This window comes from [Bacillus] caldolyticus (assembly GCF_003595605.1).
Taxonomy (GTDB): Bacteria; Bacillota; Bacilli; order Bacillales; family Anoxybacillaceae; genus Geobacillus; species Geobacillus thermoleovorans.
Genome location: NZ_CP025074.1, coordinates 3,249,595 through 3,262,978 on the forward strand (window position 1 = coordinate 3,249,595; position 13,384 = coordinate 3,262,978).

Here is a 13,384-nt window from a genome sequence, read left to right on the forward strand (position 1 = left end):
CTATGGATGTCGATGTCAAGCAAGATCAGTCGCCAATCAAAGATCAGGAGATGAAAGAGCTGATCCGCCGCAGCCAAGAAGGCGATCAAGAAGCGCGTGATGAAATTATTGAAAAAAACATGCGCCTCGTCTGGTCGGTCGTTCAACGTTTTTTAAACCGCGGCTATGAAGCGGACGACTTGTTTCAAATCGGCTGCATCGGCTTGTTAAAGTCGGTCGACAAGTTTGACCTGTCGTATGACGTCAAGTTTTCGACGTACGCCGTGCCGATGATCATTGGGGAGATTCAGCGGTTTCTTCGCGACGACGGCACCGTCAAAGTGAGCCGTTCGCTGAAAGAGATGGGCAACAAAATCCGCAAGGCGAAAGATGAGCTGTCGAAAACGCGCGGGCGGGCGCCGACGGTTACGGAAATCGCCGACCATTTAGGCATTTCCCCTGAGGAAGTCGTTCTCGCCCAAGAGGCCGTCCGCTCGCCGACATCGATTCACGAAACGGTGTACGAAAACGACGGCGATCCGATTACGTTGCTTGATCAAATCGCTGACGCCGACGAAGCGTCATGGTTTGACAAAATCGCCTTAAAAAAAGCGATCGAAGAACTCGACGAGCGTGAGAGGCTGATCGTCTATTTGCGCTATTACAAAGACCAAACCCAGTCCGAAGTGGCATCGAGGCTCGGCATCTCTCAAGTGCAAGTATCCCGGCTGGAAAAGAAAATATTGCAGCACATAAAGGACAAAATGGACGGATAGTCCATTTTGTCCGCACGGAGTGAGCAACAAAATGGACGGATAGTCCATTTTGTCCGCACGGAGTGAGCGACAAAATGGACGGATAGTCCATTTTGTCCGCACGGAGTGAGCAACAAAATGGACGGATAGTCCATTTTGTCCGCACAGAGTGGGCAACAAAATGGACGGATAGTCCATTTTGTCCGCACGGAGTGAGCAACAAAATGGACGGATAGTCCATTTTGTCCGCACAGGTGTGTTCAAAATGGACGGATGTCAATTCATCGGCGGTGAACCATGAATCGCATCCGTCTTTTGGTCTGTAAGCGCATCTTGGAACGCTTTTTCCATAGCAAGCAACAAAAGTCTAAAAAAGAATGGGCATTTTTTGCCCATTCTTTTCTATTTTTATGAAATCGATGGTGAACGCCGACAGGCCGCATGATCGGTGTTTTTGCCAACCAAACTAAAGAAAAACAAAATGGGGACAAAGGTGTGAAGCAAATGGCCAACACCGTATTTATCAAGCCGCGCCATCGCGTGCAAGTCAAGCCGGGGGCGGTGGTGACGCTCGGGCAGGCGGCCCAAATCGCTGCGCCGGATGGCGGGCTCATTCGGCGGTTGAAGACGATTCCGCTCTATTGCATCCAGCCCAGCGATAAAAATATCGTCATCATCGATATGATGCAAATGATCCGGGCTGTGTTTGATGTGGATTCCTCGCTTGATGTGCAGATGATCGGCCCATCGCAGACGATCATTGAAGTCGTCTATGAAAAACGGAAGGTTTCGACCGCTTCCTTCGTTCTCGTTTGGCTTCTTTTGTTCGTCGGTTCGGCGATGGCGATCATGAACTTTCACGAGGACGTCAGCATGCAACGGGTGCATCGCCATCTGTACGAGATGGTGACCGGCCAGGCGGTCGATAAACCGCTGCTTTTGCAAATTCCATATTCGCTTGGGCTCGGCATCGGGATGATTTTATTTTTCAACCATTGGTTCCGCAAACGAATCAACGAGGAGCCCAGCCCTCTTGAAGTCGAAATGTTCAACTACCAGCAATCGATCGATCAGTACGTCATTTTGCATGAAAACAAAGAAAGCTTGAGGCCTCTTGACGACGCTTGAGATTTTGCTGGTAGTGTTCGTCGGCTTCGCCGGAGGGTTGGCGGTCGGAACCGGATTTGTCGCTTTTTTGGTCGTGCTTGGCGTCATCCCGCGCCTGACGCAGCTGACGAAAACGCCAAAACGCATTCACGCCTATGAATGGGGGGCTGTAGCCGGCGCCATCGTTGGCGGTTGGATGAGTTTGCGCCATTCTGTTTGGCATTTATCCAAATATTGGCTAGCGCCGATCGGATTGTTTCATGGTGTGTTTATCGGAATGCTCGCTGCCGCTTTAACAGAGGTGTTGAACGTTTGGCCGATTTTAGCGAAGCGGATCGGCGTCGATGATAAAATCGTCATTTTACTTATGGCCATCGCCTTTGGCAAAGTGGCCGGTTCGTTGTTTCATTGGCTTTATTTTGTCGATCACTTTCGCTGACAAAGGGGGAAGGAAACGTGGGATTAAAGTCCGATTATGTCCGCGAGGTGAAGGCGTTTCAGCCTTCTCCCCCATACGCCGCCAATGCGGTAAAAGCGTTTCTTGTCGGCGGGGCGCTTTGTGCGTTGGCGCAATGGCTCGTTGATTGGTATGGCGGCACGTTTGCCGCTTCGCCGCTCGAGGCTCATCTGTGGGCGTCTATGGTGATGGCCGGATTGGCGATTGTGCTGACGGCCGTCGGGAAATATGATGATTTCAGCCAATTTGCCGGTGCGGGGGCGACGATGCTCATTACAGGGCTGGCCAATGCGATCGCGAGCGCTGCCATCGAACATCGCAGCGAAGGATGGACGGCCGGGGTGGCCGGGCAGATGTTGAAAGCCGGTGGGGCAGCGGTCATTTATGGTCTGATTGCCGCCTATGTGCTTGGCCTTGTTTGGCCGTGACGAAAAGAGGGATTGGCCATGAAACGTGTCGGAAAGCAGACATGGGTGTTTGACGATGGTGTTTACATCCAAGCGGCCGCTGCCGCAGTCGGGCCGCTTGAAGCCGACGGGCCGCTCGGAAGTTATTTTGATGTTTGTCATCGCGACTTATATTGCGGCGAAGCGACGTGGGAGCTGGCCGAGCGGAGGCTGATGCGGGAGGCGGTGGACTGCTGCTTGCAAAAGGCGGGCGTCTCTGCCGAAGAAGTCGATCTATTTTTGGCCGGTGATTTGTTAAACCAAAATGCGACATCGAACTATGTCGCCCGCGAGCTGCCGATTCCGTTTTTATGCTTGTTCGGCGCCTGTTCGACCTCGATGCAAACGTTGGCGGCAGCCGCTGCGTTTGTCGCTGGTGGATTGGCTGATCGGGCGCTTGCGGCGACAAGCAGTCATAACGCGACGGCCGAACGGCAGTTTCGCTACCCGACTGAACTGGGGGTGCAAAAGCCGAAAACGGCGACGTTCACCGTCACGGGCGCCGGCGCCGCGCTCGTTGGCCGCGCGCCGGGACGTTGGCGCGTCCGGGCGGCGACGATCGGCAAAGTCGTTGACGCCGGGCTGAAAAACCCACTCGACATGGGGGCGGCGATGGCCCCGGCGGCGGCCGATACGATCGAGCAGCATTTCCGTGACTTAGGCGTCTCGCCGGGCGATTACGATTTGATTGTCACCGGCGACTTGTCGCGCGTCGGCAGCGTCATCGTCCGCGAGTTGCTTGCTGAATCAGGCTACGATGTGACCGACGTTTACAACGATTGCGGGCTGATGATTTACCGGCCAGATCAAAAGGTGTTCGCCGGCGGCAGCGGCTGCGCCTGCTCGGCGGTCGTCACGTACGGGTATTTGCTTCAAGAGCTCGCCCGCGGAACGTTTCGACGCCTGTTTGTCGTCGCTACCGGGGCGCTCTTGAGTCAAACGATGGTGCAGCAAAAACAGTCGATCCCAGCGATCGCTCACGGCGTCGTCATCGAAGCGGCTGGACAGGAGCCGGATTTGCCGCCGTAGGACGTCTTTTATTTGGGAACGATCAGGAGGGAATGTGATATGGAATACGTCCGTGCCTTTCTCGCCGGCGGGCTGCTGTGCGCCATCGTTCAGCTCATCATCGACCGCGGCAAATGGACGCCGGCTGGCGTCGCCGGTTCGCTTGTCGTCTTTGGCGTACTCCTTGGCTTTGGCGGCGTCTATGATCCATTCGTCGCTTGGGCTGGCGCCGGGGCGACGATGCCGCTATGCGGATTTGGGTATTGGTTGGCGAAAGGGGCCATGGCAGAACCGCGGCCGGAGGGATTTGTCGAAACCGGAGCAGCGGTGTTCCGATTTGCCGGCGCCTTGTTCGCTTTTATCGTGGCTGGCTCTTTTGCCGCGGCGCTCACTTGCAAACCGAAAGGGTAGAGATGATGGAAAAACGACGAGTCATTTTAGTAACGGATGGGGACGAGTTCGCCTGCCGGGCGATTGAGCGGGTTGCCGCCGAGATCGGCGGCCGTTGCATTTCTCGCTCGCAAGGCAATCCGACGAAACTGAGCGGTGAACAGTTGGTCGAACTCATTTTGCAAACGCCGCACGATCCAGTGTTTGTCATGTTTGACGATTGCGGCGCCCTCGGGGAGGGGACCGGAGAGCAGGCGCTTCGCTATGTGGCGACGCATGAGCAAATCCAAGTGCTCGGGGCGCTGGCGGTTGCCTCCAATACGCACCAGCATGAATGGACAAAAGTGCATGTGAGCATCGACCGTGACGGCGTGATGACCGAATATGGGGTCGATAAAGAAGGCGTCCGGGACCTCGAGATCGGGCGGATCAATGGCGATACCGTCTACTGCCTTGACCGGCTGAACATTCCGCTCATCGTCGGCATCGGCGACATCGGCAAAATGGGATATCGAGACCATGCGAAATACGGAGCGCCGATTACGCGCAAGGCGGTCGAGTTGATTCTCGAAAGGAGTGGTGGCCATGCCGGAAAAAGAAAAGAAACCGAAAGCGCCGATCGCGAAGCGGCTCGTTGACAACGCGAAGTTTTTGCAACAGCGGATCGGCGTCGGGACAAGCTTTGATTTAGGCGTGCGGAAAATCTATGTCCTAAACCGGGAAGTACATATTTACTACTGCAACGGTTTATGCGACACGCAATACATTATCGAATTGTTAAAACAAATTGTGCGCGTCAACGATGATGAACGCCAGGCGTCCCAAGCGTGGCAGATCATCGAAAATCGACTCGTTCATCAGCAAGTCAGTCCGGTGACGAGCCTCGACGAAGCGGTTGACAAGCTGCTGTCGGGCTTGATCATCGTCTTGATTGAAGGCGAATCGACCGGATTTGCTGTCGACGTCCGCAGCTATCCGGGTCGGCAGCCGCAAGAGCCGGATACGGAAAAAGTTGTGCGCGGCGCCCGCGACGGCTACGTCGAGAACATCATTGTCAACACGGCGCTCACCCGCCGCCGCATCCGCGACGAGCGGCTGCGCTTTGAAATTTTGCAAGTCGGCGAGCGGTCAAAAACGGACGTATGCATCGCCTATATTAAAGACGTCGCTGACCCGGGGCTTGTTGAACTCGTCAAGAAAGAGTTGCAGCAAATCAACGTCGATGGACTGACGATGGGCGACAAAACAGTCGAAGAGTTTTTAGTCAAGCAAGGATACAACCCGTACCCGCTCGTCCGTTATACCGAGAGGCCGGATGTAGCAGCGACGCACCTGCTTGAAGGGCACGTGCTCATTATGGTTGATACATCGCCAAGCGTCATCATCACGCCGACAACATTTTTCCACCACGTCCAGCATGCCGAGGAATACCGGCAGTCGCCAGGGGTCGGGACGTTTGTGCGCTGGGTGCGGTTTTTAGGCATTTTGACGTCGTTGTTTTTGCTGCCGCTGTGGGTGCTGTTCGTCCTTGAACCGTCGTTGCTGCCCGAATCGTGGGCGTTTATTGGGCCGAACAAACAAACGAACATCCCGATCATTGTGCAAATTTTGCTCGCTGATTTTGGGATTGAGTTTTTGCGGATGGCAGCCATTCATACCCCGACGCCGCTATCAACCGCGATGGGTTTGATTGCCGCCGTCTTGATCGGACAAATCGCCATCGATGTCGGGCTGTTTGTGCCGGAAGTGATCTTGTACATTTCGGTGGCGGCGATCGGTTCATTTGCGACGCCAAGCTATGAGTTGAGCGTGGCGAATAAGATTTCTCGATTGGCATTGGTCATTCTTGTCGCCTTGTTTAAAGTGCCCGGGCTCGTCATTGGCACGACCGTTTATTTGCTTTGGCTCGCCAGCATCCGCTCGCTTAATACGCCGTACTTATGGCCGTTCATCCCGTTCGATCCAGCGGCATTTATGCAAATTGTCGTCCGCCGTTCGGTTGCCGGAGCGAGAGTGCGCCCGAGCATCGTTCACCCGCAAGACCGGCAAAAACAGCCGTCATGACGCGAACGATCCATTTGGAAGCGGCCGTCTCCACCTATTGGCGGCCGCTTTTTTCGTTTTAGCGCTATTGCAACTTTTTTATAATTATGATAAGTTATATTTAATTGCTTGCACTGATGGTGCTTGCCTCAGTGCTTCGCACGTTTGCACGGACGGAATGGGCATGGCCCAGCGCGGGGTGTGCGGCCTTCCGTTTCAAGGCAGAGCCGATGGCGCTCTGCGGTTTTCCATTTTGTAAAGGCAGTTGCCGATTTTGCAAACTGTCTTTTTTGCTTTTGCCATGCGATTTCGATAGAGGAATGAGGGGTTTGCGATGTTTCTTCACGGGACAAGCCGCGTGAATGAACAAGGGCATTTGGAAATCGGCGGCGTCGATGTGGTCGAGTTGGCCAAAACGTATGGCACGCCGCTTTATATTTATGACGTTGCGTTGATCCGCGCTCGGGCGCGCGCGTTTAAAGAAGCGTTCCAGCGTCACGGCGTGCGGGCGCAAGTCGCGTATGCGAGCAAGGCGTTTTCCGCCGTCGCCATCGTGCAGCTGGCCGCTGAGGAGGGATTGTCGCTTGACGTCGTCTCAGGCGGTGAGCTGTATACGGCGCTTGCGGCCGGTTTTCCGCCTGAGCGCATCCATTTTCATGGCAACAACAAAAGCCGGGACGAATTGGCGATGGCGCTTGAACACGGCATCGGCTGCATCGTTGCCGACAACTTTTACGAACTCGAGCTGATCGAAGAGCTGGCGGCGTCATGCGGTTGGACGGTGCCGGTTTTGCTCCGCGTGACGCCGGGGGTCGAGGCGCATACGCACGATTACATTTTAACCGGGCAAGAAGATTCAAAGTTCGGCTTTGACTTAAACAACGGTCAGGCGGACGAGGCGTTTCGCCGTGTTATGGCATCGGCCGCGTTTCAGCTGCTCGGCGTTCATTGCCATATCGGCTCGCAAATTTTTGAAACAGCTGGGTTTGTGCTCGCGGCGCAAAAAGTGTTTGCCAAGCTGGCGGAGTGGAACAAGGAGCACGGATTTGTCCCAGCGGTTGTCAATCTTGGCGGCGGCTTTGGCATCCGCTATACGGAGGAAGACGACCCGATTCCGGTGACAGCGTACGTCGACTGCATCGTGGAAGAGGTGAAAAGGCAGGCCGAAGCTTGCCGCTTGCCGTTGCCGGAAATTTGGATCGAGCCGGGGCGGTCGCTCGTGGGTGATGCGGGAACGACGATTTATACGATCGGTTCGCGCAAAGAGGTGCCCAACGTCCGCACCTATATTGCCGTTGACGGCGGCATGAGCGACAACATCCGCCCGGCGCTTTACGGAGCGAAATACGAAGCCGCGCTCGCCAACCGGGTGTTCGGCGAGCCGACGGAAGTCGTATCGATCGCCGGGAAGTGTTGCGAGTCAGGCGACATGCTCATTTGGGACATCGCCCTGCCGGAAGCGAAGCCGGGCGATTATTTGGCCGTTTTTTGCACCGGCGCTTACGGCTATTCCATGGCGAACAATTACAACCGTCTGCCGCGCCCAGCCGTTGTGTTCGTTGAAAACGGCGACGCCCAGCTCGTTGTGAAACGGGAGACATATGAAGATTTGATCCAATATGATTTGCCTTTGAAAACGAAAGTGAAAAAGTGAAGGCCGCCGGTTGGAAAGAGAACGGCCTTCACAAAGAAAAGGCGCCCGCTGCTTTTTTTGGGCGCCTTCTTTCATTGTTGATTTGAGGAAAATGCTGATTTGATCGCGTTCCAAATTTCTTTGAAGATGTCGATAAGGTTTTGAATGAACGTTTTCCCTTCTTCTGACTGCAAAAACGCCGATAGCTGTTCTTTCGCCTTGCTCAGCTGATCGTTCACTTGATCCCAATTAATATGGGCGTTTTGCATTTTATGGAAAAGGGAAATCAGGTTGTTGATTTCATTCTCGCTCAGCGTAATGCCAAGGTCGTTGGCGATTTTTTCAATAAGGGCGCGCAAATCAGCGTCCGTCTGCGGTGGGTTGTTGGCGATTTCTTGTTTGATTTTCGCCAGCAGGGCGACCGCTTTGTCCGCGCCGATCGAATCGGCGAGCTTCGCCGTCTGCACCATTTCCTCGTTCGCCACTTTTTTGACATCATCAGGGATGGCTTGGTCCGAGGAAATTTCATACGCCTTCATCAGCCCCGTCAGCGCTGCGGTGCCGGAAACCGGAAACGGGGCGGTGATGTAAATATCGGCATCTTTCACCCCTGCGGTGATCAAGGCGTTTGTATACATCTCTTTCGTCACCCATGTGATGTTGTGCGTTTCGACATGAAGCCCCGAGCCGGGCTCTTTTATCGTGATCATCGACGACGAGATGGCGCGCGTGCCGATTTGCGCTTTCGGAATGAGTCCGTCCAAATATTTATGCTCCTCAACGTTTGAGACGGTGATCGTTTGCGCCCCGTCCGGCGCCTTCATTTCGTCGAGCACTTTTTGCTTTTGTTCATTCGTTAAGTTTTCCCCGAGCGTCACAATGACATCGCCCGGCGCGGCATCGGCCGCTGCGATGCCCGGAGATGCCAAGAGCACCGCCCAAAGCAGCGATGAAGCGATCGTTCGTTTCACATAGCTCGCCTCCTGTTTACGAAAATGCATTATCATTATACCGTACGCTCGCCTGCTTGGCTATCGGCAAAAAGCGACGCGGTCAGGCGGCGTGCGAATTTGAAAAGACATTTTTTCTTTTGTTTCACTTGGCAATCATGGTATGATAAAAGCAGTTTCGATGTCGAAAAGGAGCTGGATGCTTGTGGCGAAAAAAGGATATATTCTAATGGAAAACGGCGGGAAAATCAAGTTTGAACTGTTCCCAAACGAGGCGCCGGTGACGGTGGCCAATTTTGAGAAGCTCGCAAACGAAGGCTTTTATAACGGGTTGACGTTCCACCGCGTCATCCCTGGATTTGTCAGCCAAGGAGGATGTCCACGCGGCAACGGAACGGGCGATGCCGGCTATACGATCCCGTGCGAGACGGACAACAATCCACACCGACATGTCACCGGCGCGATGTCCATGGCGCACCGCGGCCGCGACACCGGCAGCTGCCAGTTCTTTATCGTCCACGAGCCGCAGCCGCACTTGGATGGGGTGCACACCGTCTTTGGCCAAGTGACATCGGGCATGGACGTCGTGAGGACGATGAAAAACGGCGACGTGATGAAGGAAGTGAAAGTATTTGACGAACCGTAAACAGCGCATGAGCGAGGATGATCGGACTGTTCGAAACAACTGGCGCCTGTTTTTCTTTTTGCTTGCGGCCAGCCTGTTGTGGGGAGCGGCGTATTGGATTTGGGTTGCGGAATGATGATGCAGGGCGTTTCGTGTGGTATAATGAACATAACGATATAGTGATGCATCCTTCGGGGCAGGGTGAAATTCCCGACCGGCGGTGATGGGGCTTTCCGCCCCTCAGCCCGCGAGCCGAAAGGCAGGATCCGGTGCGATTCCGGAGCCGACAGTATAGTCTGGATGGGAGAAGGATGCCAATATGCGCACGGCTGTTTTCGGCCGGTTCAGACCCATGGGCAGCGTCTGTCGGCCGACTAGGCATGGTAGTATCTTTTGTTTCCGACCGGCCGGTATAGCCTGCTTAGCGAACGTGTGTTTGTTTGCGCATCATTGGTCATTCTCTCATCAATGAGCCCCCGGGGACATCCCGGGGGTTTCGTTTTTATTGAAGGAGGGAGTGCGGTGCATAACGATGAACATTATATGCGGCTCGCTCTCGATGTGGCCAAAGCTGGGGTCGGGCAAACGTCTCCCAATCCTGCAGTTGGCGCGGTCGTTGTCAACGGTGGGACGGTCGTTGGGCTTGGCGCCCATTTGAAAGCGGGTGAGCCGCACGCTGAAGTCTATGCGATCCGCATGGCTGGCGAGAAGGCGCGCGGTGCGACGGTGTACGTGACGCTTGAGCCGTGCAGCCATTATGGAAAAACGCCGCCATGTGCCGATTTGCTCATCCAGGCGGGCGTCCGTCGCGTCGTCGTTGCCACGACCGACCCGAATCCGCTTGTCGCGGGAAAAGGGATTGCCAAGCTGCGCCAAGCGGGCATTGACGTTGATGTTGGCGTATTAAAAGACGAAGCGGACGAATTAAATCGGATGTTTTTCCACTATATCGCCGCAAAAACGCCGTTTGTCACGTTGAAGTTCGCATGCAGCCTCGATGGCAAAATCGCGACGGCGACGGGGGAAAGCAAATGGATTACATCAAGCGCGGCGCGTGAGGATGTCCATCGCCTTCGTGCGCAGCATGACGCCATTTTGGTCGGCGTCAACACCGTTTTGACCGACAACCCGAAGCTTACCGTCCGCTTTGGGGAAAAGCGGAAAAACCCGCTGCGCATCATTTTAGATACAAAATTGCGTACACCGCTTGACGCCCATGTCGTCGCTGACAAGGAAGCAGAAACGTGGATCATCACCGGCGGCGTCAGTCGGGAACAAGCAGCGGCGTATGAGCGCCTTGGGGTGCGTGTATTTTCAATGCCGACGGCCCAGATCGATGTCCGCGATGTGCTCCGTCTGCTTGGGGAGCAGGGAGTCATGTCGCTGTTTGTCGAAGGCGGCTCGCGCGTTCATGACAGCTTCCTCCGCGCGGGAGCAGTCAATGAGGTCATCGCCTATATCGCTCCGAAGCTGATCGGCGGCCGCGGGGCGCCGACGCCGGTCGGCGGCCTTGGCTTCGCCCGGCTTGCTGAAGCGGTGGAGCTTGACATCCGCCGCATCGAGACGATCGGCCCGGACATCAAAATCGTCGCCGCGCCGAAACGGAAGGAGGAATCGTTGTGTTCACTGGCATTATTGAAGAGATCGGCACGATCGAACAAATGAAGCAAACCGGCGATGCCATCGTGATGACGATTGGCGCCAAGCGGGTGCTCGAAGATGTGCGGCTTGGCGACAGCATCGCCGTCAACGGCGTCTGCTTGACCGTCACATCGTTCACCGAACGGCAGTTTACGGTCGATGTCATGCCGGAGACGGTGAAAGCGACGGCGCTAAAGACATTAAAGCCGGGATCGAAGGTGAATTTGGAGCGGGCAATGGCGGCTGGAGGACGGTTTGGCGGCCATTTCGTCACCGGGCATGTGGACGGCGTCGGGCGCATCATCCGGCAGTGGCCGAAAGCGAACGCCGTCTACTATGAAATCGAAGTGCCGGCCTCGCTGCGCGCCTATATGATTGAGAAAGGATCGGTCGCAGTCGATGGGACGAGCTTGACGATTTTCGGTCTGAGCGAGCGCACGTTCATCGTTTCACTCATTCCGCATACGCGTGAGGCGACGATTTTAGGCGAAAAGCGGCCGGGCGATCTCGTCAATATCGAGTGCGACATGATCGGCAAGTACGTCGCCGCTTTCCTCACCGCGAAAGCGACGCCGACCTCCAAATTGACGGTCGAATTTTTGGAGCAGCACGGCTATAAATAGTGGAAAAGGGGGCAAGCTTGATGTTTGACACGATTGAAGCAGCGCTTTCGGCGCTGAAAAACGGAGAAGTGATCATCGTTTGCGATGACGAAGACCGCGAAAATGAAGGCGATTTTGTCGTGCTGGCCGAAAAAGCTACTCCGGATGTCATTAACTTTATGATCACTCATGGCCGCGGGCTCGTCTGCGTGCCGATTACGGAGGAATTGGCGGAGCGGCTCGAGCTTGAGCCGATGGTCACTCATAACACGGACGCGCATGGCACAGCGTTTACGGTGAGTGTCGACTACAAAACGACAACGACGGGAATCAGCGCCTACGAGCGGGCGGCGACGATTCAGGCGCTGCTTGATCCGAATGTGAAAGCGAGCGATTTTAAACGTCCTGGCCACGTTTTTCCGTTGATTGCGAAAAAGGGAGGCGTCTTGCGGCGCGCCGGCCATACAGAAGCGGCGGTTGATTTGGCCCGTTTGTGCGGCGCGAAGCCGGCCGGCGTCATTTGCGAAATCATTAAAGAGGACGGGACGATGGCTCGCGTTCCTGATTTGCGGCAAATCGCCGACCAGTTCGGATTGAAAATGATCACGATCAAAGATTTGATCGCCTATCGGAGCCAGCGGGAAAAGCTCGTGAAACGGGAGGTGGACGTTTGGCTGCCGACCGAATTCGGCGAATTTCGCGCCATCGGCTACACAAACGTGCTCGACGGAAAAGAGCATGTGGCGCTTGTCAAAGGAGAGATCATCCCGGATGAGCCGATCTTGGTGCGCGTCCATTCCGAATGCTTAACTGGCGATGTGTTTGGCTCGTACCGGTGCGACTGCGGTCCGCAGCTGCATGCGGCGCTCAGGCAAATCGAGGCGGAAGGGCGCGGGGTGTTGCTTTACATGCGCCAAGAAGGGCGCGGCATCGGCCTTATGAACAAGTTGCGCGCTTACAAGCTGCAGGAGCAAGGTTATGACACCGTCGAGGCGAACGAAAAGCTCGGCTTCCCCGCCGATTTGCGCGATTATGGCATCGGGGCGCAAATTTTGAAAGATCTTGGCGTGACGAAAATGCGCCTGCTCACGAACAACCCGCGCAAAATCGCCGGCTTAAAAGGGCATGGACTCGAAGTCGTTGAACGGGTGCCCATTCAGATGCCAGCGAAAAAGGAAAATGAAAAATATTTGCGCACGAAACATGAAAAATTAGGACATATGCTTCATTTTTAATGATGGGAGGAGCAACGAACATGCGCATCATTGAAGGAAACTTAGTCGGCACCGGATTGAAAATCGGCATCGTCGTCTCTCGTTTTAACGAATTCATCACGGGCAAGCTTTTATCTGGGGCGATCGACGGCTTGACGCGCCATGGCGTGAGCGACAGCGACATCACTGTCGCCTGGGTGCCGGGTGCGTTTGAAATCCCGCTTGTGGCGAAAAAAATGGCGGAATCGAAGCAGTTTGACGCTGTCATTACGCTTGGCGCCGTCATCCGTGGGGCAACGAGCCATTTTGACTACGTCTGCAGCGAGGCGGCCAAAGGCGTCTCCCACGCGGCGCTTGCAAGCGGTGTTCCGGTCATTTTCGGCGTGTTGACGACGGACACCATTGAACAGGCGATCGAGCGGGCCGGCACGAAAGCGGGCAATAAAGGATGGGAAGCGGCGGTGTCGGCGATCGAAATGGCGAACGTCTTGCGGACGCTTGCGTAATTTGCGTAAAAAGGCATGAAATGGTTCA

General features: G+C 55.2%; 16 protein-coding genes and 1 riboswitch. Of the genes, 15 read left to right on the forward strand and 1 reads right to left on the reverse strand.

The window, feature by feature from the left end; translation table 11 throughout:
• Positions 1 to 2 precede the first annotated feature (2 nt).
• The 9 genes from sigF (at position 3) to lysA (ending at position 7,839) form a co-directional block, all read left to right on the forward strand.
• Positions 3 to 755 (forward strand): RNA polymerase sporulation sigma factor SigF, encoded by a 753-nt coding sequence (gene sigF / locus CWI35_RS16910; RefSeq protein WP_014196263.1) that lies wholly within the window; start codon positions 3 to 5, stop codon positions 753 to 755.
• Positions 756 to 1,238: 483 nt separating this feature from the next.
• A complete protein-coding gene (locus tag CWI35_RS16915; RefSeq protein WP_119878026.1) occupies positions 1,239 to 1,862 on the forward strand; it encodes a stage V sporulation protein AA in 624 nt (207 codons plus the stop codon).
• Positions 1,849 to 2,280 carry a stage V sporulation protein AB gene (locus tag CWI35_RS16920; protein ID WP_011231788.1) on the forward strand — a complete coding sequence of 144 codons (432 nt, stop codon included), beginning with the start codon at positions 1,849 to 1,851 and terminating at the stop codon, positions 2,278 to 2,280. The genes CWI35_RS16915 and CWI35_RS16920 overlap by 14 nt, the downstream gene beginning before the upstream one ends.
• A 17-nt stretch (positions 2,281 to 2,297) precedes the next feature.
• A complete protein-coding gene (locus tag CWI35_RS16925) occupies positions 2,298 to 2,726 on the forward strand; it encodes a SpoVA/SpoVAEb family sporulation membrane protein (RefSeq protein WP_011231787.1) in 429 nt (142 codons plus the stop codon).
• A gap of 18 nt (positions 2,727 to 2,744) precedes the next feature.
• Positions 2,745 to 3,773 (forward strand): stage V sporulation protein AD, encoded by a 1,029-nt coding sequence (gene spoVAD, locus CWI35_RS16930; RefSeq protein WP_011231786.1) that lies wholly within the window; start codon positions 2,745 to 2,747, stop codon positions 3,771 to 3,773.
• 39 nt (positions 3,774 to 3,812) lie between these two features.
• The gene (locus tag CWI35_RS16935) at positions 3,813 to 4,163 is read left to right on the forward strand and encodes a SpoVA/SpoVAEb family sporulation membrane protein (protein ID WP_012820684.1); all 351 of its coding nucleotides are present in this window, start codon (positions 3,813 to 3,815) and stop codon (positions 4,161 to 4,163) included.
• Positions 4,164 to 4,168: 5 nt separating this feature from the next.
• Entirely contained in the window at positions 4,169 to 4,780 is a 612-nt protein-coding gene (locus CWI35_RS16940; RefSeq protein ID WP_119877948.1) for a stage V sporulation protein SpoVABEA, read from the forward strand.
• Entirely contained in the window at positions 4,728 to 6,206 is a 1,479-nt protein-coding gene (locus tag CWI35_RS16945; RefSeq protein WP_011231783.1) for a spore germination protein, read from the forward strand. The genes CWI35_RS16940 and CWI35_RS16945 overlap by 53 nt, the downstream gene beginning before the upstream one ends.
• Positions 6,207 to 6,519: 313 nt before the next feature.
• Positions 6,520 to 7,839 (forward strand): diaminopimelate decarboxylase, encoded by a 1,320-nt coding sequence (gene lysA / locus CWI35_RS16950; protein WP_119877949.1) that lies wholly within the window; start codon positions 6,520 to 6,522, stop codon positions 7,837 to 7,839.
• 71 nt (positions 7,840 to 7,910) lie between these two features.
• Here the strand turns inward: lysA and CWI35_RS16955 are convergent, their stop codons facing one another.
• Positions 7,911 to 8,789 (reverse strand): DUF1002 domain-containing protein, encoded by an 879-nt coding sequence (locus CWI35_RS16955; RefSeq protein ID WP_011231781.1) that lies wholly within the window; start codon positions 8,787 to 8,789, stop codon positions 7,911 to 7,913.
• 184 nt (positions 8,790 to 8,973) lie between these two features.
• Between CWI35_RS16955 and CWI35_RS16960 the strand changes: the two genes are divergently transcribed.
• From CWI35_RS16960 to ribH, 6 genes are all read left to right on the forward strand, one after another.
• Entirely contained in the window at positions 8,974 to 9,414 is a 441-nt protein-coding gene (locus tag CWI35_RS16960) for a peptidylprolyl isomerase (protein WP_031206211.1), read from the forward strand.
• Positions 9,401 to 9,529 carry a hypothetical protein gene (locus tag CWI35_RS18725; RefSeq protein ID WP_014196248.1) on the forward strand — a complete coding sequence of 43 codons (129 nt, stop codon included), beginning with the start codon at positions 9,401 to 9,403 and terminating at the stop codon, positions 9,527 to 9,529. Before CWI35_RS16960 ends, CWI35_RS18725 begins: the two co-directional genes overlap by 14 nt.
• Before the next feature lie 47 nt (positions 9,530 to 9,576).
• A riboswitch (FMN riboswitch) is annotated at positions 9,577 to 9,709 on the forward strand.
• 206 nt (positions 9,710 to 9,915) lie between these two features.
• Entirely contained in the window at positions 9,916 to 11,058 is a 1,143-nt protein-coding gene (gene ribD / locus CWI35_RS16965; RefSeq protein WP_013144840.1) for a bifunctional diaminohydroxyphosphoribosylaminopyrimidine deaminase/5-amino-6-(5-phosphoribosylamino)uracil reductase RibD, read from the forward strand.
• On the forward strand, positions 11,013 to 11,657 hold the full coding sequence (gene ribE, locus CWI35_RS16970) for a riboflavin synthase (RefSeq protein ID WP_033025772.1): 645 nt from the start codon (positions 11,013 to 11,015) through the stop codon (positions 11,655 to 11,657). The genes ribD and ribE overlap by 46 nt, the downstream gene beginning before the upstream one ends.
• A gap of 20 nt (positions 11,658 to 11,677) precedes the next feature.
• Positions 11,678 to 12,871, forward strand: coding sequence for a bifunctional 3,4-dihydroxy-2-butanone-4-phosphate synthase/GTP cyclohydrolase II (locus CWI35_RS16975; protein WP_014196246.1), 1,194 nt, complete (start codon positions 11,678 to 11,680; stop codon positions 12,869 to 12,871).
• 20 nt (positions 12,872 to 12,891) lie between these two features.
• Complete coding sequence (gene ribH, locus CWI35_RS16980; RefSeq protein ID WP_011231776.1) at positions 12,892 to 13,356, forward strand: 6,7-dimethyl-8-ribityllumazine synthase; 465 nt, start codon at positions 12,892 to 12,894, stop codon at positions 13,354 to 13,356.
• Positions 13,357 to 13,384 lie beyond the last annotated feature (28 nt).

Bases quoted from the DNA above. Each gene is read 5' to 3' on its own strand.
- CWI35_RS16940 (WP_119877948.1), top strand. From the start codon at position 4,169: ATGGAAAAACGACGAGTCATTTTAGTAACGGATGGGGACGAGTTCGCC.
- sigF (WP_014196263.1), top strand. From the start codon at position 3: ATGGATGTCGATGTCAAGCAAGATCAGTCGCCAATCAAAGATCAGGAG.
- spoVAD (WP_011231786.1), top strand. From the start codon at position 2,745: ATGAAACGTGTCGGAAAGCAGACATGGGTGTTTGACGATGGTGTTTAC.
- CWI35_RS16945 (WP_011231783.1), top strand. From the start codon at position 4,728: ATGCCGGAAAAAGAAAAGAAACCGAAAGCGCCGATCGCGAAGCGGCTC.
- lysA (WP_119877949.1), top strand. From the start codon at position 6,520: ATGTTTCTTCACGGGACAAGCCGCGTGAATGAACAAGGGCATTTGGAA.
- CWI35_RS16975 (WP_014196246.1), top strand. From the start codon at position 11,678: ATGTTTGACACGATTGAAGCAGCGCTTTCGGCGCTGAAAAACGGAGAA.
- CWI35_RS16915 (WP_119878026.1), top strand. From the start codon at position 1,239: ATGGCCAACACCGTATTTATCAAGCCGCGCCATCGCGTGCAAGTCAAG.
- ribH (WP_011231776.1), top strand. From the start codon at position 12,892: ATGCGCATCATTGAAGGAAACTTAGTCGGCACCGGATTGAAAATCGGC.
- CWI35_RS16935 (WP_012820684.1), top strand. From the start codon at position 3,813: ATGGAATACGTCCGTGCCTTTCTCGCCGGCGGGCTGCTGTGCGCCATC.